A 23,975-nucleotide genomic window follows, 5' to 3' on the forward strand; every position below is an offset into this window, starting at 1 on the left:
TAATGATGACAAATTTTGGATATGTCTGCAATAAAACTATGGCCGCTCTTTGGAAAGAGCCCGATACATAGTTACTTAAGCGGGGTCGGGAGCACTATGATGAAGCGAGTCGTGATAGCAGGAATGGGGTTCGGCGGTTTGAGTGCGGCCAAAAGCCTAGCGGGGAGGGGGCTGGAGGTTGTGATGGTTGATCGCCACAACTACCATCTTTTCCAGCCATTGTTGTACCAGGTGGCCACGGCCGGGTTGGAACAGGAGTCGATTGCCTACCCGATTCGGGCTTTGGCCCGGCGCTGGCGGGGCGCACAGTTTAGGCTCGGGGAAGTCACCGGTGTCGATTTCAACGACAAAAGGCTCATGCTCGAAGACGGGGAAATCCCCTACGACTACCTTATCCTGGCGGCCGGCAGCCGTACCAACTTTTTCGGCCAGGCCGATATCGAGCGGCACGCCTTCGATCTCAAGCGCCTCGATCAGGCCGAGGACCTGCGCAACCATGTGCTGCTGGCCTTTGAACATGCCTCCCGTGAGCCCGATCAGAAGCGGCGGAGGGCGCTCTTGACCTTTGTCATCGTTGGGGGCGGGCCGACCGGCGTTGAATTCGCCGGCGCCCTGCGCGAACTGGTCGTCCATGTGCTCTCCCGCGACTATCCCGAGGTGCGGCCGGATGAAACCCGCATTATCCTTATGGAAGCGTCCTCGTCCCTCTTGTCTGTCATGCCGCCGCGATTGCAGGGATATGCGCTGGACAGGTTGCGCTCCATGGGGGTCGAGGTCATGCTGGAGACCCGGGTGAGCGGTGCGGATGGGGAGCATGTCCATCTCAACGGTGGAGAGGTCATCCCGACCCATACCCTGTTCTGGTCGGCAGGCGTGGCGGCCGTCGAACTGGCGGGAAAACTCGGTCTGGCCCAGGCTGGGGCGGGTAGGATCGTCGTGGCTCCCGACCTGAGCATTGAAGGGTACCCGGAGGTTTTTACCATCGGCGACATGGCCTGCCGGGAACAGGACGGCGCCCCTCTTCCCATGTTGGCGCCGGTGGCCAGCCAGCAGGGGCAGTACGTCGCCCGCGCCATCCTTGCCCGTGAACAGGGAGCGGAATTGCCCCCATTCCGGTATCGGGACAAGGGGACTATGGCCACCATCGGCAGAAGCGCCGCGGTGGCCACGACCCACGGCGTGAGTTTTTCGGGCTATCCGGCCTGGCTGGTCTGGCTGTTGCTGCATCTCTACTACCTGATCGGATTCCGCAATCGTTTGCTGGTGCTGATGAACTGGGCCTACTACTATTGGTTCCATGAACGCCAGGTCCGGCTGATTACCGCTTCCGCCCGCCGCTCTCCCTGAACGGTTCGGGCACTGTCGGCCGCCGGGCCGGCCTGCGATTTCTCTCTGTGGGAAATCTGGCCGGAGGCCGCGAAAACACGGACTGCCCGGCATGCAAGACCTCGGTCGTCAGGCGCTAAGGGGTCCAAGTACTCGATAACAGGCTCGCAGGGGACGCTTGCCCCCTGTGCGGTACGGAACTTGCTGGAATATTCGTGTGACCTGTTTATACCGTGAAAACCCAAAGAAAGGCAGGTAAGCGGAGGGTCCATTTTGTCATTGCTTGGTTGCCTCTCTGATCATCCCCCCGCGCCCGGAGCTTTGGGGCAGATGGCCGGGGTTATCCGCCTTGACTTTTACGCAGGTCATGCCGTACATTCGTCAGCTACGAAAGATGCTGGCGATACCCATTCCACGCGCCTTGGAGAATTCGGAACTTGAAAGCTATCGTCGTCATTCCCACCTACAACGAGCGGGACAATATCGTCCGGCTTTCCGGAGAGGTCCTCGCCCAGCACCCCGATCTGCAGATATTGTTTGTGGATGACAACTCGCCCGACGGCACCGGAAAGCTTGCCGACGAGTTGGCCGCCGGGAACGAGCGGATCAGCGTTATCCACCGTTCCGGCAAACTTGGCCTGGGGTCTGCCTATCGGGCCGGCTTCAAGGCGGCCCTTGCCATGGGGGCAGATTACCTGATTGAGATGGATGCCGATTTTTCCCATTCCCCGACGGTGCTTCCGCTCTTCCTCGAAGCCATCCAGAACGCCGATCTGGTCGTCGGGTCACGCTATCTCAACGGCGTCAGCGTCGTCAACTGGCCCATTCGCCGTCTGATGCTCAGTTTCTTCGCCAGTGTCTATACCCGTTTTGTGACCGGCCTTCGGGTCAAGGACTGCACGAGCGGGTTCAAATGTTTTCGCCGCTCCGTGATCGAGGCATTTGATCTGGACAGCGTCAAATCGGACGGCTACTCGTTTCAGATAGAAATGAACTACCGCTGCATGGAAAAAGGCTTCAAGATCGTCGAAGTGCCGATCATCTTCATTGACCGGCATGCCGGCACCTCGAAGATGTCCGGCAAGATCGTCCGGGAGGCGGTCACCATGGTCTGGAAGCTTCGTTTGGGGACGCTCCTCCGACGTCTGGTCGGGAAAGGATAGTGACATAATGGGTGAAGCGTGGGGTATTGTTACCATAGTCGGGTTTGCCGGCTGGCTGGCGGCGGCTCTGACCTTTCTTTTTAGATCGTTTCCCGAGCGTGGACGCTTCGAAAAACGGCCCGCCATGGTGTGGGGGGGCGTCCTGGCCGTCTTCTACGCAGTGTGGATCGCCGGACTGCTGAATGCCTGATACCAAGATTTGGAATCGGTATCGGTATCAGGCGGTGCAGGCATGAGGGTATTGGGCATCGATCCCGGTTCGCGCATCACCGGTTACGGTATCGTGGAACAACAGGGAAATCGTCTCGTTCACGTTGACAACGGCGCTATCTTCACCGACAGCGCCGCTGATTTTCCCGGCCGCCTGAAACGGATCTTCGACGGCCTTTGCTCCGTCATCGCCCAGTACCGGCCCGATGAGGTGGCGGTGGAAAATATCTTCTTTTCGACCAACGCGCAGAGCGCCCTCAAGTTGGGCCAGGCGCGGGGCGCGGCCATCGTGGCGGCGGTCCATGCCGGCCTGCCGGTGGCCGAATATACGGCGCTTCAGGTCAAACAGGCGGTAGTGGGGCAGGGCAGGGCAGAAAAAAGCCAGGTGCAGAAGATGCTCAAAGCGCTCCTGGGGTTGCCCGAGATCGCCCAAGCCGACGCCTCCGATGCCTTGGCGGTGGCGGTCTGCCATATCAACTCCTTTGCCTTGAAACAGATGACCGGGAGTGCCAAGCCGGCGTCACGGAAACCCACCTCCTGGAGGGACATGAAGCTATGATCGCACTGCTGACCGGGGTTATCGCCTATAAATCGCCAGACCACATCATCCTTGACGTACACGGCGTCGGCTATCGGGTGTTGATCCCCTTTTCCACCTACTACGAACTGCCCGAGGAGGGGGGGACCGCCTCGCTCCACATCCATACCAGTGTGCGTGAGGACGCCATTCAACTCTACGGCTTTCGCACCCGCCTGGAAAAATCCTTTTTCCAACTGCTGATCTCGGTCTCGGGCGTCGGCCCCAAGATGGCCCGCGACATCCTCTCCAATATCCAGCCCGGCCCGCTTGCCCAGGCCCTCGTCCAGGGGGATGTTCACAAACTCTCCGCAATTCCGGGCATCGGCAAGAAGACCGCTGAGCGCCTGGCCCTGGAGTTGAAGGACAAAGCCGGCAAGCTGGATCTCGCTTCAGCCCCGGCCTTCGAGGCACGGGAGATACCGGCGGAGGATGTCATGGATGATGTCGTCTCGGCGCTGCTTAATCTGGGGTATAAGGAGCCGCAGGTGCGCAGGGCCCTGGGGGGACTTGACGCCACAGGTGGGGGCACGGTGGAAGAGTTGCTCAAGCAGGCTTTGAAGATACTGATGAAATGAACCAAAAGACGGCAGTTATTCACCACAAAGGCACAAAGAGCACAAAGGATTCACAGGGCTAGTGGCGAAAAACCGTTCGCCCACTACGTGAGTCCAGCCAATTATGAAATTGTCATATGACTCAATGAAATCACCCTTTGTGTCCTTTGTGTCTTTGTGGTGAACTCCTTTTCGAGGATGAATCAGTAGTCATCCGACGACCCACCGCCATCGAAGCCGCCGCCCCCGCCGGAAAAACCATCGTCGCCGCCGGATGAGCCGCCCCCTCCACCATAGAAACCGCCGCCTCCCCAACCACCTCCGTAGAAGCCGCCTCCCCCGCCTCCACCGAACATGCCGGAGAACAGCAGGCTGAGCAGAAATCCCACCACGAGGCCGACGCCGGCCAGGATCAACAGCATCACCAAGCCCAAGCCGGGAAAGGCCAGGAAGGCAGCCAACGGCAGGCCGACCGCCCCGGCCAGACCGCTCAGGTAGCGGGAAAACGCGCCGAGCAGGACGGCCACGACAACGATCAGCAGCAGTAGTACGGGGAACGAGGCAGAACTCTTCTTATGGGCACGTTTGCCCGCATCCTGGGGAGCGGCCTTGAACTCCCCCTTGGTCGCGGAGATGATGGCGTCGATTCCGGCGGTGACGCCCTGGTCGAAGTTGTCGGATTTGAGATAGGGGCGCATGACGTCACGGATGATATGGCTGGCGGTTATGTCCGGCAGCACCCCCTGGAGCCCCATGCCGACCTCGATGCGCACCTTGCGCTCGGCCTGGGCCAGGATCAGCAGCACGCCGTTGTCCTTGCCCTTCTGCCCGAGCTTCCACTGTTCGGCCACGTGGATGGAAAATTGTTCCAGGTCGTCCCCCTGGAGCGTGGGGACGGTCAGCACGGCTATCTGGGTGGATGAGTCACGCTCGAAGCTGGCCAGTTTTTGGTCCAGTTGCCGCACGGTTTCGGGCGACAGCATCCGGGCATAATCGTTAACCCGCCCGTTGAGCTGCGGGACATCGAGGGCCGGCAACGGGAGCGGCAGAAGAACCAGAAGCGCCAGTATGAAGATGTTGCGTAACCTCATGGTAATGCCCCCATTGCCGCTCGTGTCCCGTGCGGTGCGCTTATTCCGGCGAACTGGCCGCACGGGACACGGTTTGGACTAAAACTTGATCTTTGGCGCCGTTTTTGCTCCTTCTTCCGCCTTGAACGCCTCTTTGCGGTTCAGATGCAGCATCAGCGAGTTGGTGAGCGAATTGGGAAAGGTGCGGATGCTGGTGTTGAAGACCTGCACACTCGTATTGTAGCGCTCGCGGGCCACGTTGATGCGATTCTCGGTCCCTTCGAGCTGTTTCTGCAGGTCCATGAAGTTCTGGTTTGCCTTCAGGTCCGGGTATTTCTCCACCACGACCATCAGGCGGGAGAGGGCGCCGGAGAGTTCTCCCTGGGCTTTTTGAAACTTGTTCAGGCTCTCGGGATTGTTAAGGACATCCTTGCTGACCTGCATGGAACCGACCTTGGCACGGGCCTCGGTGACCGCCTTGAGCGTATCGGCTTCATGTTTGGCGTATCCCTTGACCACCTCCACCAGGTTAGGGATCAGGTCGGCCCGGCGTTGATAGGATGATTCCACGTTGCCCCAGGCGGCCACGACCGCTTCCTCGTTGGCCTGCATGGTGTTGTAGCCGCAGCCGGACAAAAGTGTCAACAGCAGCAGGATGGGTAGCTTCGCGACGATTCTCTTCATGGTGTTCCTCCATTTATGCTTGGTGATGAAATGTGAGCCCCGTCAAGCGGCGTCGTTGCCATAGTGGAGCTTCAGGCCGATGAGCAGGGCGTTGCACGCCAGCGGAACGATATTGGCAACGATCAGCGGCAGATTATGGATAAGCATACCGTAAACGATCCAGAGGGCAACGCCGATGGAGAGCAAGAGCGGCTGCCAGACGGAGATATCCCGGGCATGACGGGTGCGCAGGGTTTTTATAACCTGGGGGACGGCCGCTATACTGGTCATGGTGCCGGCAACCAGTCCGAGGATCGTCGGGTCCAGATTCACGGCCGTTTCCTGCCGTCGAAATCACTGCTGGCCCAGTCGATCTGGGAAATGGCGCCCCGCAGAATGGAAACCTCCCGGTTGTCGAGTTCGGCCCGGAAAAATATCCGCCGCATGGAGCGCATGATATGCTCCGGGTTTTGCTCGTTGAGAAAGCCGATCTTCAGCAGGCAGGAACTCAGTTGGCCAAAAAAAGATTCTATCTCCTCCGACGTCGCCAGCGGCGTGGTGCGGCCCCCGCCGGGAGGCGAGCCGGCCTTGCCCAGTTCGTAACAGAACACCAGGACCGCCTGGGCCAGGTTGAGGGAACCGTAATCATCGGCTGAAGGGATGGTGGCATGCCAACGGCAGAGCGACAACTCTTCGGTGGTCAGCCCGCTGTCTTCCCGGCCAAAGACGATTGCTGCCCGGCATTCCGGGCCGGCCTGCTCCTTGAGGTTGGCGGCGACCTCCGTCGGCGAGAGGATCTCCTGGCGATACTTGCCGTGACGGCGGGTGGTGCCGACGGTCAGGGTGCAGTCGGCCAGAGCGGAGGCAAGATCGGGGAATACCACCGCCTGTTCCAGCAGGTCTTTGGCCGCAACGGCGAATTTGAGAGATTCGGGATGGAACCGGTCGCATCCCTTGACCAGCCGCAGCCGGGAAAGCCCCATGTTTTTCATGGCGCGGCAGGCCATGCCGATGTTGCCAGGTGACTGCGGTTCCACCAGTACGATGGAGATAGTGTCCAAAATGGATTTCATAAGGTCGTTTTCCTTGTTTTCTGCAGGGCGCGCATTCTGGCAAGTCGTCGCCGGACCGGCCCTTTCAGTTTGAAGGCATGGTAGGCGTGAAAGCACCAAGTCATAATGATGAATCCTACCAGCGCCAGCATCAGGTACTGCTCGTATTTGCCCACATCGTCCAGCACAAGCGCGGCGCTTTTGCCGAACAGGTAGCCGGCCAGCGAGAAGACGACCGCCCAGGAGAGGGCGCTCAACAGGTTGATCCAGAGGAATGTCCGGGGCGTCAGGCTCGTGATGCCGAGGATTATGGGGAGCACGATGCGAAATCCGTAGGTGTAGCGTGAGATGAAGGCCACGAACGATCCGTACTTTTCGATCAGGCGGAGCGCTTCGCGAAATTTACGGGCAACCGGGTGAAACCGTCGCAGCAGACTCTTGCCTCTGAACCGGCCGAGGTAGAAGTAACACTGATCACCGAAGAAGGAACCGGCCCATGAGGTGAGAATGACGCCGGCCACATTCAGGTACCCCTGAAACGCCAAAAATCCGGCCATGATCAGGATCGCCTCCCCCTCAAGAAAGGTGCCGACGAACAGGACCCAATAACCGTGGAGCTGGAGATATTCTTTGAGTAGTTGCTGGAAGTGCACCATCTGCTCCCGTCAGCACGCGGTCCACCGGTTATACTGCCAGACGCCCTGCTATTTCCGATTTCATCAGATCGATCATCTCGTCAATGCGGGTGTTGCTGTCAATACGCCTGGCCTCGCTTTCAAACAGGTTGATGAATGCCTCGGCTTTTTCGTCGTCGGAGAGTATCCGGCTGCCACCGGCCTTTTGCAGGCCCTTTTCGACGGCAATGCGCCCCTCCTTGGAAAGGTACGCCGCGGCGATTTCCTTGAGATCCTCCACCAGCGCCTGGAGCCGCTCGTCATCCAGCCCGGCCTTCGCGCCCGACCTCTGCTCAAGGTGCGCCTCTTTGGGGGAAATCGTCTGGCGGGCCTTGGCTGCTTCCCACAGTTTATCGAGGTTGACCATCTTCAACAGATTGTACCGCAGCAACTCCTCCATCGGTTTGGTGGAGCAGACATCCACCAGCGCCCCGGGAAGCGCTGCAACAGTGCGCGATTCTTCGGGAGACGCCTCGACGGTTTTTGCCTCGTCGTGGTAATAACCGATCGGCTGGCCGTCCTTGTAAAAGATCATGGCGGAGCGTTCTGCCGTGTAGAAACGGACTACGCCGTTGAGCCCCTGGTTCCTGAGCTGGGCCAGCGTTTCTTTCATGTCTATTTGGCGCACCTCACTGCCGTTCAACAGCTTACTGCCCAGAAGCAGCGCGTGGGCGCATACGGCCAAATCGGCCGTCATACGATAGATGTTGATCTCGCCGTCGGAAGAGAGGATTTTGTCAAACAATAGCGTAAAGGCTTCGAAGCCGGTTCGTTCCTTCTCCCCATCACTGGCGCTGACGCAGATCAGTACCCCCTTGATAAAGATGCAATCCGCCTCGAAATCCGTATCGGTATACCTGAGATAACCGGAAAAGCCGCCCTTGGCCAGCTTGTTCAACACATCGGAAGGTACTACCTTACGGGCGGGTATCTTTTCATACAGTGGGTTCGCTTTGGGCAATAAACGCATTGTTTGTCTCCGGAATATTCCTGAATATGCAGATGAATACGACGGCTGACCGTCCCTAACGTCCACTCAATTAAAGCGTTTTAGCCTACTGTATTTCTCTGGTCATGTCAAAATGTAATTGAGCGGAATGATGCGGCAAAACGCCGGGCGCCATGGCTTTAATATGCTTGACATGTCGTGGGCGTTTGATTAACTATTTGCGTATGTTTACGAAAGATTTCCGCCCCCTGCCGGTAGCAGGGGCCGAAAGGAATTCTCAGCGGTGAGCTCACCAAAGGATAAACTGATAGAAGATGCTCAAAAATACACCCAGCGCGGCCAGTTGGATAAAGCCGTCAAGGCCTATGTGCAGGTATTGTCCCTTGAACCTTCCGCCATCAATCTGCGTCAGAAACTGGCAGAACTCTTGGTCAAGGTCGGCCAGCCCGATGCCGCGCGTACCGAATATGAGACCATCGGCAAGCATTACGCCTCGAACGGTTTTTACCTGAAAGCGATCGCTGTCCATAAGCAGGTGCAGAAACTTTTCCCCAGCGACATCACCACGACATTGACCCTGGCCGGCCTGAACGAAAAACACGGCTTGGTCGGCAATGCCCTGGCCGAATACAAACTGGCGTACGATTATTATGAACGGGAATCCAACTCGGCAGAGTCGCTCAAGGTTCTCGAAAAGATGCAGAATGTCGATCCGCAGAATGCCAACATCAAGCTCAAGCTGGCCGAGGCATATTTCCGTGCCGGTAAAACGGAGGAATCCTATGCCCTCTTCAAGCAGCTTGCCCTGCTCCTGCACGAACGGGGCGATAGCGGGCCTTTTGCCAATCTGAATACTCGTATTCAGCAACTTTTTCCCGGGAAGACGGAATTCATCGTCGAGGTGCTGGCCAACCAACTGGAAGAGGGGAATGCCGCAAAAGCGCTTGGCGGGCTTCAAACACTGTTGAAAAGCAATCCCAGGGATAAGAAAATATGGGAATTGATCGTCCGGGCGTACCGTCGTCTTGACCAGCCCCAAAGGCTCATGCTGGTTTATCAGCATTTTCTGCACTATTTCCCCGACGAGGTTTCGGCCAAAACCGGCTTGATAACGTGTCATACCGATCAGAAGGACATCAAGGGAGCCCTTGGCCTGCTTGACCGGTATGAGCAGGAGGTCGCCTCGTCCGGTGCATTTGACGAACTGGTGGCTATTTATCGGAAGCTTGCCGAACTCGATCCCATAAACCCCCGCATCCTTGAAGGGCTCCAGAGGGCCTGCAAGGCCGTCGGCATGCTTGACGAAGCGGCCCACCTGGCGTCCAAGATCGAGACGCTGCAAAAGCTCTCGTCAAACGCCGTTGTTCCGCCGGCGCCGGTTGATGTGCCCACTGGGGGGGACTGGGAAAGCGGCATTGAGGGGGCGGATGCCGGCGTCTACATGCCGGATGAGAACGAACTCGTTGCTGAATCTATCGCCGACGATTCGAGCGTTGCCTGTGGTGATGAAACGCTGCCCGACGATAGCGAAATAGAAATAGAGGTGGACATCGACGATTTCCCGTTTGAGGACACCGCAACCGAAAAGGAGGAAACCGGTGCCCCCGATGGGTGGGCCGAGCCATTCGACGATGGGGCAATGGCCTCCCCCACGCCGCGCAGCGTCAGGTTCGGCAGCAGTCTGGACGGTTCCGATGCCCAGTCCCATTATGATCTGGGGGTTGCCTTTAAAGAAATGGGACTGTATGACGAGGCTATCAACGAGTTTCGTCAAGCTGCCGGTGACCCCGCTCGCAAGATTGCATGCAACCTGCTGCAAGCCGCCTGTCTGCGCGAACGGGGGGAGTTGGCTGCTGCCCAAGGGATTCTGAATGCCCTGATGAAGCCTGAGTTGAACCTTGAGGATGTCTGCGCCGTGAAGTACGAACTGGCATTGGTTTTGGAAGCGCAGGGGGACAATGAGGGAGCCGCCGGGCTGATGGCGGAAATTGACTCGGTGAATGCCGATTTTCGGGACGTCCATGCCCGTCTCAAGAATGCCGGCGGTTCTCTTGAGTTTTCCGATGAGGAGTTGCAGGACTTTGAGCTGAAATGACCGCGCTTACTTATTTAATGCGGAAAAGAGTGGAGGGCGCCTTTATTTTAAGGGGCGCCAGGAACACCTTCTGATCAAAGCTGGCCGGCAGGGGCGGTAGGGGAGCCACCGCCTTGATGACATCCTGGAGTACCTGATCGGCCTCCCGCGATCCGGTCCCCTGATAGATCCTTTGGGAGATGATGGAGCCGTCGGGCTGTAAGTACAGTTCGATGATCCCATCCTGGCGGATCGGCTCTTTCAGGCCATCGGCCCGTTTCCACCACTCGCGATTAATCTTCTCCACCACTTCGAAATAGTATCCGCGGATATCCTCGCGAAGCGAGCGGCCTTCCGCCAAACTGCTGATATACCCGTAGGTCATACCAAGCCCAAGAGGGGTGGCCATCAACTCCTTCATTCCTTCGGAAGCCTTTTCCGGGGCCGCTGTCTGCGCAACAGAGGAGGCCTGAAGGGGGGGGGCGTCTTGTGAGGCCTCCGGTTGCCGGGGGGACTCGGGTGGCGCAGGGGCTGGCAAGGACTCTGGCGGTTTGGACGGACTGATGGTCGGTGCAAACGTGACGTTTTCGATCAGTATGCCGCTTACGGCTGGAATGCTTCGGACTGCATCCCCGGCGGCAAATATAAAGACAACAGCCAGCAGGTGCAGCATGAGCGAAGTTGCCAATGCGTACCCCATCCAGGGCTTGTGGGGGGCGAAAGCCGTTTCCGGCTCAGGGGTGTCGGGTATGTATGAATGTGTCATAGAGTGATAAGGTCTGGGAAAGTTCCGGAAAAGTGTGATATACAATCACATTATCATATCTGTGGCGCAGTGGGAAGGTGTTACTACTACTTTTGGAGGAGGGGTAGCATGAAACGTCGGGTTGTCATTGTTCTGTCCATGTTGGTCATCGCCTTGTCTGCGGTTTCTGCTTTTGCGGCGGAACTTCTGGACGTCAAACCGGTGGTTACGGGAAGTGATCTGATCGTGGAGATCCTGGCCGACATCCCTCTGACCTACACCTATTACAAGATACCGGGACAGGCGCGGGCGGTGGTGGACATCGCCGATGCCGACCCGGAAAAGGTGGAGCCGCTGATCGTCGTCAACAAGGGGGCCGTTTCCAGTATCAGCGTTGATAAAGCTCAGATTGCCGGGATGGTGGTCAGCCGGCTGATTTTCAACCTCGTAGCCGAGGCCGACATTTCAGTCACGGCTACGGCAGATCGAAAAAAATTGAGTGTAGTTTTCAGCAGCGGCAAGCCGGCTGACAAGAGTACCGTAAATCCGGCCAACCTTGCCGTCGAATCCGCTCCTGCTGCGCCATCGCCGTCTGTCGGGGCTGCTTCTGCGGCCCCGGCGGCGTTGGAGAAGGAAGCGGACCCGCTTGGGCTCGATGAACCTCCTGCGGCCCCCGTGAAGGACCAGCCAGCGGTCAAAGAGCCGGACAAGCCCACCCCCCTTGCCGTCGTACCCGTCACCGCCCCTAGCGCTTCCGCTAAGCTCGAACCGGTGGTGCCTGCCTTTGCGTCGCCCCGCAAGCAGATGGTGATTACGGCAATAAAGGTGGGAACGACCTCTATTGACGTTGAAGCCAACAGTAGCCTGGAGTCTTTTGAACAGATAAAGCTGGCCCAGCCGAATCGCCTGGCCATCGATGTGCCCGGAGCGACCGCCTCATTGAGCGTAAAGAGTATTCCGGTCCGCCGATTCGGCCTCGACCAGATCAGGGTTGGACGTTATCCCAACCATGTGCGTATTGTCCTCGACGCCGGCAGTTCGCCGTTTCCGAAGTATGAGGTCAAGCCCACGGGAAAGGGGCTCAGGGTCAGCTTCAAGTAACGACGCGAGATGAAAAGAACCTGAGAAAAAGCATGTGCCCCAAGGCACAAGATGCGGAGATACCCAGAGAAAAACACAGCATCATCGGCGAAAACCAGCATCAGAATTCGTTGCTGTTTTGTCCGCCGTACTCCCCAAAATGCATGGGTGTCAAACCTGCACAGTTCACCTTGTCAAAAGAGCGGATCAGTCACCCATGCAATCCTGCCCTTCCGTCGTACATACACGACAGCGTCCTGCTATGCCCCGTGCCCCAGTCGACCATCCAGGGAAATCCACACCAACAGCAAGCATGGAGCGTGGTAGCGTTGGTGTTCGGAACTCAAAGTTGTTTTTGGTTCTAGACGGGATGATGCTGCGTGTTAGCCTTGGGAAACAGAGGTGGTCTGATGCCGTTTGACGCGGAAATGGGCTCTACAGGTGGCGGCTGTAACCCCCTCCTCGTCCACGATGGCCACCGCGCCGGTAATGTCCCGTTCGCTCCTGTCGATCACCTCGGCAATCCCCCGTATCGTGCCCCAGCGGATCGGATGTTTGAAGGTCATGGACATGTCAATGGTTGCAAAGATGGTCCCCTCGGGAAGGAGGGTCTTGATGGCAATGGCGAGGGCTGTATCGGCCAGTGAGGTTATTGCTCCGCCGTGCATGAGCCCCGCACCTTGGCAATGGGCCACGCGGAACGGCATGGAAAGCACCGCTCTGCCGTTGTCGGCTTCATCGATGTTCATTCCGAGGTGCGTTTCAAATGGGGCCAAGGCAATCCAGTCCGGCATGTGAAAGGTGAGGGGAGCGTTTTTGACAACGGGCAACGAATAGGAGGGCTCTTCGTGCATGGGATACGGGGCTCTTTATGGAGAAAAGAGTACCCGGATGCGGGTACTCTTTTCTGAATGGCGGGGTTGACGGGGCTCGAACCCGCGACTTCCAGCGTGACAGGCTGGCACTCTAACCAGCTGAGCTACAACCCCAATATGAATAGCCTATGGATGTGGGCGGTGGGTCAAATCAAGAACGCTATTTTTAGCAAATTGCCTTTTCGTTGTCAATAAAAATAGAGTTCGCCCCGAATTTTGTTGTGACCCGTTTTACTGGTGGTTCGAGCCGGGACGGCAATGCTCTTGAAGTATCTGGCTAAACCTTTCCAGGTTGCTTTCAGTCAATCCAACCGCACATTATGGCGGTACCACTTGTCACCGAAACAAGTATCCAGAGCACTACCCCCTGGGCCAGCGGTCTGATGCCGGCCCTCCCCAGCACTTCTCTTGTCAGGCCACTGCCGATCAGGAACAGGGTCACTACAAGGCTCTGCTTTGCGATGTCGTTCAGCGGGTGCCAAACGTGGTCAAGTTGCGGCAGCACTGTTTTGATGGTTGCTGCAGCAATAAAGCCGATGATGAAAAAAGGAAATGTTACCTTTCCTCCCGACTTGGTGAACCAGGCGGCAAGCAGGGCGGAAGGCATGATCCATAATGCCCTGGTCAGCTTCACCGTCGTGCCGATGGCCAAGGCCAGCCCGCCATAAGCTGCCGCCGCTCCCACCACGCTGCTCGTGTCGTGGATGGCCAAGGCAGACCAAAGCCCGAATTGTCGCTGCTCCATCCCCAAAAGGTGCCCCACTGGAGGAAAGAGAATCAGGGCGATGGAGTTGAGAGTAAATACCGTGGCCAGGGCGACACCGGTCTCTTCGGCCTCTGCCTTGATTACCGGCGCCATGGTGGCTATGGCGCTCCCCCCGCAGATGGCGGTTCCAAAAGAGATCAGGGTTGATGTGCGTTGAGGCGTCCTGAAAAACTTGCCCAACAGATACCCGGCTGCCATGGTAAAACTGATGCTGATGGCAGTGTAGAAAAAGGCGTCCTTACCGGTTTTAAGCAGCTCAGGCAGGTTTATGCCGAATCCCAAGCCAACCACCGAGGCTTGAAGGAGTCGTCTGCTCCAGGTGGATGTGGCTGCTCCCCAAGGATTTCCGACCAGGATGCCAAACGCGATCCCGGCCACCAGCGCCATGGGGGCGCCGATCCCAGGCCAGCAGCAACCCAGCAACAGTATCCAGAACCCTGCTTTTAAGCCATTATTGCTTTTCACGGCAAACTCCTTGTATCTGTTTGATTGCCGCTACTATAGCTAAATCAGAATATAATAAAAAATGAATAATATTTATAAAATGCATCAAAAAAAATGAACTGTGTAGCGCATCGAAAAATGGGGGCCTTCGAAAGGATTATTGAAACAGGCATGGCGAGAGAAGCCGTTGCTGCATATTCCGGATGAATCCGACCACAGTTCCGGCGTGAAAGCGACCACAATTCCGATTTGAAACCGACCAACTGGTTGTAGTCGCAAGGTAACTCAACAGCGTATTGTGCCCATCATTTATTTTAGGAGGGCCACAATGCCGCAGAATCGAGTTACTATGCGTAAAATCCGAGAGATACTCCGCCTTGCCTGGTCTTGCAAACAGACCAGACAATCCATTCCCGACAGTTGGCGCTATTTTGGATAGGTTGGTACATAATGCCTACAAAGTTGAGCTGAGGGGAGAACCCATGAGAAAAAGAAGGACAAATACTTGACTACAAGTATACTTGAATCATTATTAATAAAACATTTCAACTTACCTCGTTGATTATGATGACTCTGGATTTTGCTTTAAGGAGAAGACTCAATATGGCTGAACTCAAAATAAAATGGCAACGGCTTGTGGATGACTCAGAGCAGACATGTAATCGCTGCGCCGGTACTGGCGATGAAATCCAAACCGCCGTCGAGATGCTGCGTCAGGTTCTTGCTCCTCTTGGTATTTCGGTTATCGCTGAAATGCGTGAATTGAGTACAGCTGAATTTCTAAAATATCCACTTGAATCAAATCGGGTGTGGATTGCACAGAAACCACTTGAGGATTGGTTGAAAGCGGAAACAGGGCAAAGCCAATGTTGCGGTCCATGTGGCGATAATGAGTGCAGGACTATCACCATCGGCAAACAGAAGTTTGAGGTTATACCAAAGGAACTGGTATTGAAAGCAGGTCTGTTAGCCGCAGCAGAATTGGTTGTTCATACTCAGTGATTCTGGCTTAACCAGTCAGTTATATCCTTCATGAGACGATATACCTTGCGACTGCAAGAAACGGTTGTCCCGCTTGCGCCGGGACAATGGACGGTTTCACCGGAATAACCACTTGGTAACAAACCCCCATTGATCCCTGAAAAACCTGAAATTCGAGCATAGAAACCGGGCACATTAGGCCTAAAAATACCTAAGTTTTTTGGGTTTTCGTGCTTAGAAGCCCAGATTGGCTGTTCCGGTGAAATCGACCAAAGGAACTGACGTGATGACGACCGACGTTCCGCTGAGAAACCGACCAGCGTTCCGGCGAAGGCGACCAAGTGATGTAGTCACGAGGTATGGTTATAAAGCTGAACGACCGATTTGAATACCGGTCACAGACGGGTGACGTCTTTCGTTTCGGCGACACCTTGTTATGTATAATCACACTTCAATTCGTTTAAGAGTTACACGAAACAGTCTTCTCGGTAATGGCCCTTCTTCAAACTCATCGATGCTGACAATTTCGTAACCTCTTGCCAAGTGTTCCACCTTTTCCCGGCTGAAAAAATGGACAATGAATCCGTTAACCTCGTACATATCCTCGCCCCGATTGATTCTGGTTCCGTAATGAGGGTCGCCGGTATGCCTGACGGTGTAGATATTGAGACCGCCAGATTTCAACACTCGTCTGATTTCCGATGACAAGAATTCCAGTTCCACAGTGGTAAGAGCCATGCAGAAAAGCATGTGGGAATAGCAAGCATCGAAGGAAGCATCAGGAAACGGCAAAGGATTACGAACATCATGGCGTAATATCCTTAATCGCTTGGACAAACCGGCTTTATCTGCCTTTTCCGCGATAGCCTTAACGCCTTCGTCTGCGTAATCCAGCGTCGTGACCGTGAAGCCATTTTGGGCAAAATAAATTGTGTCCCGCCCCTGTCCGCCGCCAAGTTCCAGGAGGTTCTTTACGCCTGCCTCCGTGAAAGCTTCCACGGCTTTCCGGGCAGGTTCGCTTGGCTCATCCCCGAACATCTCAGGATTGGTGGTATAGGCCTTTTCCCAATGGTGATTTTGTGCGTCCAGAACCTCATGAGTTTGCTCTTTTCCCATCGACCTGCCCCTTCTGTGCTTACAGGATATCCATTTTCATCTGCTCGAACTGTTCCTTGGAAAGTTCTCCCTTCGCATACCTTTTCTTCAGGATTTCCAGTGCCGACTCCTCATGAGAGTGCACGCCTGACGAGTGCCACAGCGGTCTAAAACATCCTCTGCAGAATACGGCAATCATGACCACCAGGAATATGAAAAGACCCAGCAGCGGGAATATCCACATACAGCCTCTCCAAAAATAGTCGTATGGCATCATATGCTTGCCCCGCCTTCGTAATTGAGATGTCCTAACTGGACAGTTCTAAGGCTTTCAGGTAAACGGCTTGCGTTCTTTCTCTTGCTCCCGGAATTCTTCAGCAAGGCCATCAACCCCCTTTTCGGCCATGAGTCTAATCTTATGTGCACCGACCGTCATGGCGATATTGATTACCTCTTCAATTTCCTCTCGCGTTGCCCCCAGTTTCCTTGCGACCGCAAGGCTGAATTCAGTTCAGGGCTGGCACCCTGCTCCCAACGACGCTGCAAGGGCGACAAGATTTTTGGTCTTTGCGTCCATCGCACCTGGCTGATAGGCCAAAGAGAAGAACTCATCATACTTATCCATAGGATTTTCTGACATGCCTTAACCTTCCGTACGTCTGAATGATTCCCTGTCACATTCCGATTTTACACCGGCTTGGCAACATTGCACTTGCAATTGCTATCGCATAAAACAAGTATTTTTTTAACCATATCGCCGAATTACCCTGAGTCAAGGGTTGTGTTTCAATAATGAATTTTCAAGGAGCGCTTCCAGTGGGTTATCCAGAATTTCATTCCAATCGATGAAGGCGCAGCTTTTGCCCTTGAGGCGATAACCAAGTCCCGGCCGGCAGGTGTGGGAGCGTTCGACAAAAGTTAAGGGGCTATCCTAGACAAATTTACTTATCTAGGACAGCCCCAAAGTTATAGATGCTCCCGAGGACATGAGCCATCAGGAATAGTTAGAATGTCTGCCCCAGGCAAAGAGTTGAAAGTTAACAGCTTATCGGTTATTGTTCTTTACCTCCAACAAAAAATATTTGGCATATTCCATACACTCTCTGTTTGGCTGCAAGAGCCCTTGAGGTTGCACAAGAGGTTGCATAACAAAAAAAGGACTTACGCCTAATCGGCTAAGTCCTTTATTTTATTGGTGGGCGAAGCAGGGATCGAACCTGCGACATCCAGCTTGTAAGACTCGGATTGCTGTTTTTCAAAAGGATGCAAAAAAGGATGCAAGCATAGAAAAAGGACTTAAGCAATGGTGCCTAAGTCCTTGATATTAATGGTGGGCGAAGCAGGGATCGAACCTGCGACATCCAGCTTGTAAGGCTGGCGCTCTCCCAGCTGAGCTATTCGCCCTAATTTTTATGGCGGGGTTGACGGGGCTCGAACCCGCGACTTCCAGCGTGACAGGCTGGCACTCTAACCAGCTGAGCTACAACCCCGCAAACTTCGACGTACTCTGCAGTACGAAATTACTTCTTGCTGTTAACGGCTTCCTTGAGGGTCTTACCCGGTTTGAACTTGGGTACGACGGCGGCCGGAATATTGATCTTCTTGCCGGTCTGGGGATTCTGACCTTTGCGGGCAGCCCTTTTTGCGGTGGAGAATGTGCCAAAACCCACCAAGCTCAACTTGTCGCCTTTTTTGAGGGCGCCAGTTACGGTGGTGATGAAAGCAGCAACGGCTTTTTCAGCTTCAACCTTTTTAAGCCCAGCCTTCTCAGCTACTGCGCTAATCAATTCAGATTTTGTCACGTTACACCTCCTGTTTGTTGTGGGAATACAAAGCGAGTCAGTGTTTATCAGATTCCCGCGAAGACTGTCAAGGAAATTTTCGCGCAAAGCTCCATTTTAAGGGCTCTTGGGGCATCTTTTATGCCGTAAAGCACGATAAAATAACGCTTTCACCTGTCGAGCCATATGCAACATGTCGTAATTACTAAAAATAATTAGCAGGGGCCGAGGGGCTAGGCAGCGTCATTGACCTGCTGCTCATAAACGACGATCGGTTTTTCCTTGCGATAGATGACATCCTCGCTGATAACCACCTCTTTGACGTTCTGCTGCGAGGGGATCTCATACATGATCTCCAGCATGGAGTTTTCAAGAATGGAACGCAAACCCCGGGCGCCGGTGTTTCTCTTGAGCGCCTCTTTGGCGATGGCAACCAGAGAACCGTCAGTGAAACGCAGGCGGACGCTCTCCAGGTCGAAGAGCTTCTGGTATTGTTTTACCAGGGCGTTTTTGGGTTCCTTCAGAATCTGTACCATGGCATCCTCATCCAGTTCGGTGAGCGGCGCCAGGACGGGCAGTCTGCCGATGAATTCGGGAATGTAGCCGAATTTGAGCAGATCCTCGGGGGTCACGTTGTTGAGCAATTCCCCGAGTTTCTTCTCTTCGCGCTTTTTGACATCGGCACCGAACCCGAGGCTCTTCATGCCGATGCGCTGCTGGATGACGCTCTCCAGGCCGGCAAAGGCGCCGCCGCAGATGAAGAGGATATTGGTGGTATCGACCTTCATGAATTCCTGCTGGGGATGCTTACGGCCTCCCTTGGGGGGGATACTGGCGACCGTTCCCTCGATGATCTTGAGCAGGGCCTGCTGAACCCCTTCGCCCGACACGTCGCGGGTGATGGAGGGGGAATCGGTCTTGCGGGCGATCTTGTCGATTTCATCGATATAGACGATCCCCTTCTGGGCGCGTTCCACGTCGTAATCGGCTGCCTGGAGCAGGCTCAGGATGATGTTCTCTACGTCCTCGCCGACATAACCGGCCTCGGTCAGGTTGGTGGCATCGGCCATGGCAAAGGGCACTTTCAGGATACGGGCCAGGGTTTGAGCCAAAAGCGTCTTGCCCGAGCCGGTGGGCCCCAGGAGGAGTATGTTGCTCTTCTGCATTTCCACATCGCCCGGCTTGCTTCCCGACTCGATGCGCTTGTAGTGGTTGTACACCGCGACCGAGAGCACTTTCTTGGCCTTGTCCTGGCCGATGACGTACTCGTCGAGAATTTCCTTGATTTCTCGAGGCTTGGGGAGCTTTTTCATATCCGGCCCCAAGGTCTCTTCCATCTTCATCTCTTCGGCAATGATGTCGTTGCAGAGTTCGATGCATTCGTCGCAGATATACACCGCTGGTCCTGCAATCAGCTTTTTCACCTCTTCCTGGCTTTTGCCGCAGAAAGAGCAGGTAAGATTTTCCTGATTGGTGTCGCGTCGGCTCATGCTGCACCTCCCGTATCAGGCTTCCTAATGAACGTCGAATCAATCAGGCCGTACTCCCTGGCTTCTTCGGCGGACATGAAAAAATCACGCTCGGTATCGGCTTCCAATTTTTCAAGCGGTTGCCCGGTCATTTCCGCGAGGAGGCCGTTCAACTCGTCCTTCATACGCAGGATTTCTTTGGCGTGGATGTTGATGTCGGTGGCCTGTCCCTGAAATCCTCCCAACGGCTGATGGATCATGATCCGTGAGTGGACCAGGCTGTAACGCTTTCCTTTTTCCCCTGCAGCCAGGAGGACTGCGCCCATGGACGCGGCCTGACCGACGCAGATGGTGGAGACCGGGGCCTTGATGTAGCGCATGGTGTCGAAGATCGCCATGCCGGCCGTTACCACGCCGCCGGGAGAGTTGATATAGAGGTGGATGTCCTTGTCCGGATCTTCGGCCTCCAGAAAAAGCAACTGGGCGATTACCAGGTTGGCCACCTGGTCGTCGATGCTTCCTCCCAGGAAGATGATCCTCTCCTTGAGGAGGCGTGAATAGATATCGTACGAGCGCTCGCCACGGCCGCTTTGTTCAACCACTATCGGGATGTACATTGGTTCTCCTTACGCCTCGGCTTGCTTCAACTCGGAGGCGTCAACTTCGGTAATGACAGCACTGCTCAGCAGAAAATCGATGGCCTTGTCTTCCTTGATCTCGGCGAAGAGGGAGTTTTTGGCATTATGGTTCGATTCGTAATATTCCTTGACGCGGTCGAGCATATCCGGATTGCCGGCGGCGATCAGTTCGTAGCGCTTTGCCAGGTCCTCATCGGCAACCGCGATATTCTCCTTCGTCACCAGGGCCATGAGGAGCATCCCGCCCCGGACCTTGTCGGCCGCGGCATCGCGGAAACGCTCGCGAAATCCGTTGTCGTCCAGGCCCATCATCTCGATGGACATGTGCTGGCTCTGCAAGCGGTTTTTGAGGTTTTCCAGCATGGCGTCGAGTTGACGTTTGATCAGGGAATCGGGAACCTCAAGCGGGTTCTTGTCAATCAATGCCTGGACGATGCGATCCTTCAACTCGCCCTGAATACGATCGGTCTCGTGCTTTTCACGGAACTCGACCATCTTGGCCCGCAGCTGTTCTATGGTTTCGTACTCCCCGAACTGCCGGGCAAATTCGTCGTCAAGCTCGGGCAACTCCTTGTGCTTGCCTTCCTTCAGGGTGACCGTGAAGACACCCTCTTTGCCGACAGCCTCGGGAAGGCGGTAGCCTTCGGGCAGGGTGACGTGAATCTCCTTCGTCTCGCCGTTTTTCATGCCGACCAAGCCTTCCTCGAAGCCGGGGATGAGCTGGTTTGCGCCTACCTCGATCTGGGCATCCTCGGCAGTGCTGGTTTCATTGGGAAACCCTTCCACTGAAAAGGTGTAGTCGGCGGTAACGACATCGCCGTTTTCAACGACGGCATCGTCGCTCATGGGCACAAGCTGGGCCATATTCTCCTGCATCCGCTTGAGTTCGGCTTCAATGCTGTCCTGGTTGGGGACGTAGGTTTCCTTTTTGACCGCCAGCCCCGTATACCCCGTGAGGAGTATTTCCGGCAGGACCTCTACCAAGGCGCTGAACTTGAACGGTGCACCCTGCTGGAGGATGTCGCTTTCAACGGTCGGGGAATCAACCGGCTCGATCTTGTGCTCACCCAAGGCCTTGAAGAGGGTCTGCTCGTAGATACGGCGCATGACCTCGTCGCGCATGGTATCGCTGTAGGTGCGTTTGATGAGTTGCATGGGGGCCTTGCCGGGACGGAAACCCTGGAGCTTGGCCTTTTTCTGGATGCCCGCATAGACCTTCTCGATCTCGGCATCGACCTGCTCGGCCGGAACCTCGATATTGACTCTCTTCTTGACCGGGCTTATTTCTTCTACGTGAACCTGCATTTCGGATAACCTCTCCTGGTTGAAATTTGTTTCGTGCCCGCCCACGCCGTGCGCGGTTATTACATGGTGCGAGAGAGGAGACTTGAACTCCTATACCTTTCGGTGCCAGATCCTAAGTCTGGTGCGTCTGCCAATTCCGCCACTCTCGCACGAGCGCCTCGCCTGCGTTTTCAAGCTCGACAAAATAAATCGAATATAAAAAAATATTTGAAAAAATCATTACGGTCAAGGAATTAATTGCATTCTCATCCTCCCGCCTGTTTGACCCGGTATCCGCGCGACTCCAATTCCTTGAGCAGAGTGTCGCGATGGTCCCCCTGAATCTCGATGACCCCATCCTTGACCGTGCCTCCGCAGCCGCAGCGTTTTTTCAGCACCCCGGCCAATTCCTTCAACGCCTCTCCCTTGAGCGGTACGCCGGTGATGACGATAACGGTTCCCCCGCCGCGCCCCTTGACCTCGCGGCGTAGGCGGACCGTCCCGTCGGCCGGCTGCGCCGGTACCTGCTTCGACGGCTGCACCCTCTGCGGCTTGGAGGCGCCGGGGCTTACACGACCAGTTTCGCTGGAGTAGACAAGTGTTGTTTCCTCACCTCGCTTCATTCGTGTTTCCCTGTCCTTCCCGGAAATGGCCATCATCGTGCCCGCACCTCGGTCCTGAAGCTCTGCATCCACGTGAGACCGTTCTCAATATCCTCATGGGCGGCGTAACGATAGGTTATGATTATCACAACGACACCTCCCGTTACCCCCATTGTATCAGAAGTCGCCGATAAATCGCCAACACCATTCCCACTAAAGCCATTACTTGCCCCAATCCCGGGAGTACCTGAAATCCCGGTCGATGGTGCGGTTGGATACCTTGGCGATCACCGGCAGGCGCCGCTTGAAGTGGGAGTTCTGGACCTTCTTGTAGATGGTGTCGATGAACTCCGGACCAAAGCCTGCGCTGATCAGTTCCTCCCGGGTCAGGCGCAGGTCCACCATGCGGTAGAGCAGTTCGTCCACCTGGCGGTAGGAAAAGCCCAACTCCTCCTCATCGGTCTGGCCGGCCCACAGGTCGGCGGAGGGCTTTTTCTCGATCACCTCGTTCGGTACGCCCATGGCCTCGGACAGTTGCCAAATCTGTGTTTTGTAGAGATCGCCGATGGGATTGAGGGCGCTGGCCATGTCGCCGTAGAGGGTTCCGTAGCCGAGCAACAGTTCTGTTTTGTTGCTGGTTCCCAGTACCAGGGCGGAATAATGGGCGGAATGGTCGAAGAGGATGGTCATGCGTTCGCGGGCCATCTTGTTGCCACGCCGCATATTACTCGCATCCGGGAACATCCCGAAATATGCGTCCACCATGGGGGTGATCGGTACCAGGGTGAAGTCCACGCCGCATGCCTGGGCCACCAGGCGGGCATGGGCCTCGCTCTCGGGGTTGCTGGTCTTGTAGGGCATGCAGATGGCGTGGACGTTTTCGGCCCCCAGCGCCTCGGCGGCGATGAACGCCACCAGGGCCGAGTCGATCCCCCCCGACAACCCCAGCACGGCCTTTTTGACCCCGACCTTGTGCACCTCGTCTTGTACGAAGCCGACCAGGATTTTTCGCAACAGTTCCGTATTGGCTGACAGGCCCGCCATCACAGCCCCCTTTCCCGTTCGATGCGCCTGAGTTCCTGCAGGGTCACGAACAGGTTCTCGTCCCGCAGCATGGGAGAGAAAATCCGCTCCCGCCGCAGGGCGCCTTCCTCCAGCCGTGCGCTGACGCTGTCTTCTTCCAGCAGGCGGGCCCGTATGATCGACTCGCCCGACGGAGCGATATATTCCGAGCCGCCCCAGAAATTGACGCCGTCTTCGTACCCCACCCGGTTGCAGTATAACACCCGGCAGTTGAGGAACAGTGCCGTGGTGGCGGTCAACTTCTGCCAGGACGCGGCCGAAGCGAGAGACTCTCCCTCCACGCCGCGGCCGGGGCTGCTGGAGAGGCAGAGCAGCGTGGCAGCCCCGTCCATGGCCAGGATGTAGGAGCTTGAAAGGTGCCACATATCCTCGCAGATCAGGAGGCCCATGCGGCCGAACTTGGTGTCGAAGGCTCGGAAACGTTCCCCTCGGGCCAGGTAGCGCTGCTCGTCGAACAGGCCGTAGGTGGGGAGGTAGACCTTGCGATGGAGGTGCTTGATCACCCCGTCTTCCAGGTAGAGGGCCGAGTTGAAGAATCTATAGTCATCAGTGGCTTCCACGAAGCCCACGGCAATGGAGATACCGCGGGAGAGTTCCAGCAGCCGGGCGATCTCGGGTGAATCCAGCCGCCGGGCCACCTCCGGCACCAGATCCTTGAGAAAATAGCCGGTCAGGGCCAATTCGGGGAAGATCACCAGGTCGGCCTTGGCCGCTTTCGCCTGTTCGATGCGCTCCTCGATGAGCGCCAGGTTATCGGCGACGCAACCGAGCTTCGGTTTTATCTGGGCCAGTACGGCGGTGAAATCCATGCAAACCT

Annotated in this window: 26 protein-coding genes, 4 tRNA genes and 1 pseudogene; 9 read left to right on the forward strand and 22 right to left on the reverse strand. The window is 55.9% G+C overall.

Annotation, left to right across the window (positions count from 1 at the left end; all coding sequences use genetic code 11):
• Window positions 1-99: 99 nt before the first annotated feature.
• The 5 genes from ET418_RS17255 (at window position 100) to ruvA (ending at window position 3,854) form a co-directional block, all read left to right on the forward strand.
• On the forward strand, window positions 100-1,347 hold the full coding sequence (locus ET418_RS17255; protein WP_149309767.1) for an NAD(P)/FAD-dependent oxidoreductase: 1,248 nt from the start codon (window positions 100-102) through the stop codon (window positions 1,345-1,347).
• Window positions 1,348-1,763: 416 nt separating this feature from the next.
• Entirely contained in the window at window positions 1,764-2,489 is a 726-nt protein-coding gene (locus ET418_RS17260) for a polyprenol monophosphomannose synthase (protein WP_149309769.1), read from the forward strand.
• Window positions 2,490-2,496: 7 nt separating this feature from the next.
• Entirely contained in the window at window positions 2,497-2,679 is a 183-nt protein-coding gene (locus ET418_RS17265; protein ID WP_149309771.1) for a hypothetical protein, read from the forward strand.
• 42 nt (window positions 2,680-2,721) lie between these two features.
• Window positions 2,722-3,258, forward strand: coding sequence for a crossover junction endodeoxyribonuclease RuvC (gene ruvC / locus ET418_RS17270; RefSeq protein ID WP_149309773.1), 537 nt, complete (start codon window positions 2,722-2,724; stop codon window positions 3,256-3,258).
• Entirely contained in the window at window positions 3,255-3,854 is a 600-nt protein-coding gene (ruvA, locus tag ET418_RS17275) for a Holliday junction branch migration protein RuvA (RefSeq protein ID WP_149309774.1), read from the forward strand. Before ruvC ends, ruvA begins: the two co-directional genes overlap by 4 nt.
• Window positions 3,855-4,036: 182 nt before the next feature.
• Here ruvA and ET418_RS17280 read toward each other — a convergent pair whose 3' ends face one another.
• The 6 genes from ET418_RS17280 to ET418_RS17305 form a co-directional block, all read right to left on the reverse strand.
• Complete coding sequence (locus ET418_RS17280; RefSeq protein WP_149309776.1) at window positions 4,037-4,924, reverse strand: TPM domain-containing protein; 888 nt, start codon at window positions 4,922-4,924, stop codon at window positions 4,037-4,039.
• 78 nt (window positions 4,925-5,002) lie between these two features.
• Window positions 5,003-5,587: a LemA family protein gene (locus ET418_RS17285; protein WP_149309778.1), complete on the reverse strand. Its 585-nt coding sequence runs from the start codon at window positions 5,585-5,587 to the stop codon at window positions 5,003-5,005.
• Window positions 5,588-5,629: 42 nt separating this feature from the next.
• The gene (locus ET418_RS17290) at window positions 5,630-5,899 is read right to left on the reverse strand and encodes a SemiSWEET family sugar transporter (RefSeq protein ID WP_338045095.1); all 270 of its coding nucleotides are present in this window, start codon (window positions 5,897-5,899) and stop codon (window positions 5,630-5,632) included.
• Window positions 5,896-6,639 carry an RNA methyltransferase gene (locus ET418_RS17295; protein WP_149309780.1) on the reverse strand — a complete coding sequence of 248 codons (744 nt, stop codon included), beginning with the start codon at window positions 6,637-6,639 and terminating at the stop codon, window positions 5,896-5,898. The genes ET418_RS17290 and ET418_RS17295 overlap by 4 nt, the downstream gene beginning before the upstream one ends.
• Window positions 6,636-7,274, reverse strand: a complete 639-nt coding sequence (locus ET418_RS17300) for a DedA family protein (RefSeq protein ID WP_149309781.1) — start codon at window positions 7,272-7,274, stop codon at window positions 6,636-6,638. Before ET418_RS17300 ends, ET418_RS17295 begins: the two co-directional genes overlap by 4 nt.
• Window positions 7,275-7,302: 28 nt before the next feature.
• Window positions 7,303-8,262 carry a GTPase-activating protein gene (locus ET418_RS17305; RefSeq protein WP_149309783.1) on the reverse strand — a complete coding sequence of 320 codons (960 nt, stop codon included), beginning with the start codon at window positions 8,260-8,262 and terminating at the stop codon, window positions 7,303-7,305.
• Window positions 8,263-8,524: 262 nt separating this feature from the next.
• On the opposite strand from ET418_RS17305, the gene ET418_RS17310 reads away from it, so the two are divergent.
• Complete coding sequence (locus ET418_RS17310) at window positions 8,525-10,336, forward strand: tetratricopeptide repeat protein (RefSeq protein WP_149309785.1); 1,812 nt, start codon at window positions 8,525-8,527, stop codon at window positions 10,334-10,336.
• Window positions 10,337-10,346: 10 nt separating this feature from the next.
• On the opposite strand, the gene ET418_RS17315 is transcribed toward ET418_RS17310, so the two are convergent.
• Window positions 10,347-11,081, reverse strand: a complete 735-nt coding sequence (locus ET418_RS17315; protein WP_149309787.1) for a TonB C-terminal domain-containing protein — start codon at window positions 11,079-11,081, stop codon at window positions 10,347-10,349.
• A 108-nt stretch (window positions 11,082-11,189) separates the two neighbouring features.
• Between ET418_RS17315 and ET418_RS17320 the strand changes: the two genes are divergently transcribed.
• Window positions 11,190-12,161 carry an AMIN domain-containing protein gene (locus ET418_RS17320; RefSeq protein ID WP_188055678.1) on the forward strand — a complete coding sequence of 324 codons (972 nt, stop codon included), beginning with the start codon at window positions 11,190-11,192 and terminating at the stop codon, window positions 12,159-12,161.
• Window positions 12,162-12,523: 362 nt separating this feature from the next.
• Here ET418_RS17320 and ET418_RS17325 read toward each other — a convergent pair whose 3' ends face one another.
• The 3 genes from ET418_RS17325 to ET418_RS17335 all read right to left on the reverse strand — a co-directional run bounded on the left by ET418_RS17325 (window position 12,524) and on the right by ET418_RS17335 (window position 14,246).
• Entirely contained in the window at window positions 12,524-12,994 is a 471-nt protein-coding gene (locus ET418_RS17325; protein WP_149309791.1) for a PaaI family thioesterase, read from the reverse strand.
• 58 nt (window positions 12,995-13,052) lie between these two features.
• Window positions 13,053-13,129 (reverse strand) — tRNA-Asp (locus ET418_RS17330).
• 184 nt (window positions 13,130-13,313) lie between these two features.
• The gene (locus tag ET418_RS17335; RefSeq protein ID WP_149309793.1) at window positions 13,314-14,246 is read right to left on the reverse strand and encodes a YeiH family protein; all 933 of its coding nucleotides are present in this window, start codon (window positions 14,244-14,246) and stop codon (window positions 13,314-13,316) included.
• Window positions 14,247-14,638: 392 nt separating this feature from the next.
• On the opposite strand from ET418_RS17335, the pseudogene ET418_RS18695 reads away from it, so the two are divergent.
• A pseudogene (locus tag ET418_RS18695) lies at window positions 14,639-14,734 on the forward strand (AAA family ATPase); the annotation flags it as partial.
• Between the two features lie 94 nt (window positions 14,735-14,828).
• Window positions 14,829-15,227, forward strand: a complete 399-nt coding sequence (locus tag ET418_RS17345; RefSeq protein WP_149309795.1) for a DUF2703 domain-containing protein — start codon at window positions 14,829-14,831, stop codon at window positions 15,225-15,227.
• A gap of 423 nt (window positions 15,228-15,650) precedes the next feature.
• On the opposite strand, the gene ET418_RS17350 is transcribed toward ET418_RS17345, so the two are convergent.
• From ET418_RS17350 to ET418_RS17405, 12 genes are all read right to left on the reverse strand, one after another.
• Window positions 15,651-16,322, reverse strand: coding sequence for a class I SAM-dependent methyltransferase (locus tag ET418_RS17350; RefSeq protein ID WP_149309797.1), 672 nt, complete (start codon window positions 16,320-16,322; stop codon window positions 15,651-15,653).
• A 19-nt stretch (window positions 16,323-16,341) separates the two neighbouring features.
• Window positions 16,342-16,545, reverse strand: coding sequence for an SHOCT domain-containing protein (locus ET418_RS17355; protein WP_218043414.1), 204 nt, complete (start codon window positions 16,543-16,545; stop codon window positions 16,342-16,344).
• A gap of 1,084 nt (window positions 16,546-17,629) precedes the next feature.
• A tRNA-Val gene (locus ET418_RS17360) sits at window positions 17,630-17,705 on the reverse strand.
• A gap of 9 nt (window positions 17,706-17,714) precedes the next feature.
• Window positions 17,715-17,791, reverse strand: a tRNA-Asp gene (locus ET418_RS17365).
• 30 nt (window positions 17,792-17,821) lie between these two features.
• A complete protein-coding gene (locus ET418_RS17370; protein ID WP_188055682.1) occupies window positions 17,822-18,130 on the reverse strand; it encodes an HU family DNA-binding protein in 309 nt (102 codons plus the stop codon).
• A gap of 185 nt (window positions 18,131-18,315) precedes the next feature.
• On the reverse strand, window positions 18,316-19,572 hold the full coding sequence (gene clpX, locus ET418_RS17375) for an ATP-dependent Clp protease ATP-binding subunit ClpX (protein ID WP_149309801.1): 1,257 nt from the start codon (window positions 19,570-19,572) through the stop codon (window positions 18,316-18,318).
• Entirely contained in the window at window positions 19,569-20,168 is a 600-nt protein-coding gene (gene clpP / locus ET418_RS17380) for an ATP-dependent Clp endopeptidase proteolytic subunit ClpP (RefSeq protein WP_149309803.1), read from the reverse strand. Before clpP ends, clpX begins: the two co-directional genes overlap by 4 nt.
• Before the next feature lie 9 nt (window positions 20,169-20,177).
• On the reverse strand, window positions 20,178-21,494 hold the full coding sequence (gene tig, locus ET418_RS17385) for a trigger factor (protein WP_149309805.1): 1,317 nt from the start codon (window positions 21,492-21,494) through the stop codon (window positions 20,178-20,180).
• 64 nt (window positions 21,495-21,558) lie between these two features.
• Window positions 21,559-21,643, reverse strand: a tRNA-Leu gene (locus tag ET418_RS17390).
• Between the two features lie 96 nt (window positions 21,644-21,739).
• The gene (locus tag ET418_RS17395; protein ID WP_149309807.1) at window positions 21,740-22,096 is read right to left on the reverse strand and encodes a translation initiation factor Sui1; all 357 of its coding nucleotides are present in this window, start codon (window positions 22,094-22,096) and stop codon (window positions 21,740-21,742) included.
• A gap of 201 nt (window positions 22,097-22,297) precedes the next feature.
• Entirely contained in the window at window positions 22,298-23,119 is an 822-nt protein-coding gene (locus tag ET418_RS17400; protein WP_149309808.1) for an NAD+ synthase, read from the reverse strand.
• Window positions 23,119-23,967, reverse strand: a complete 849-nt coding sequence (locus ET418_RS17405) for a nitrilase-related carbon-nitrogen hydrolase (protein ID WP_149309810.1) — start codon at window positions 23,965-23,967, stop codon at window positions 23,119-23,121. The genes ET418_RS17400 and ET418_RS17405 overlap by 1 nt, the downstream gene beginning before the upstream one ends.
• Window positions 23,968-23,975: the final 8 nt, after the last annotated feature.

Source organism: Oryzomonas rubra, assembly GCF_008369015.1.
Classification (GTDB): Bacteria; Desulfobacterota; Desulfuromonadia; order Geobacterales; family Pseudopelobacteraceae; genus Oryzomonas; species Oryzomonas japonica.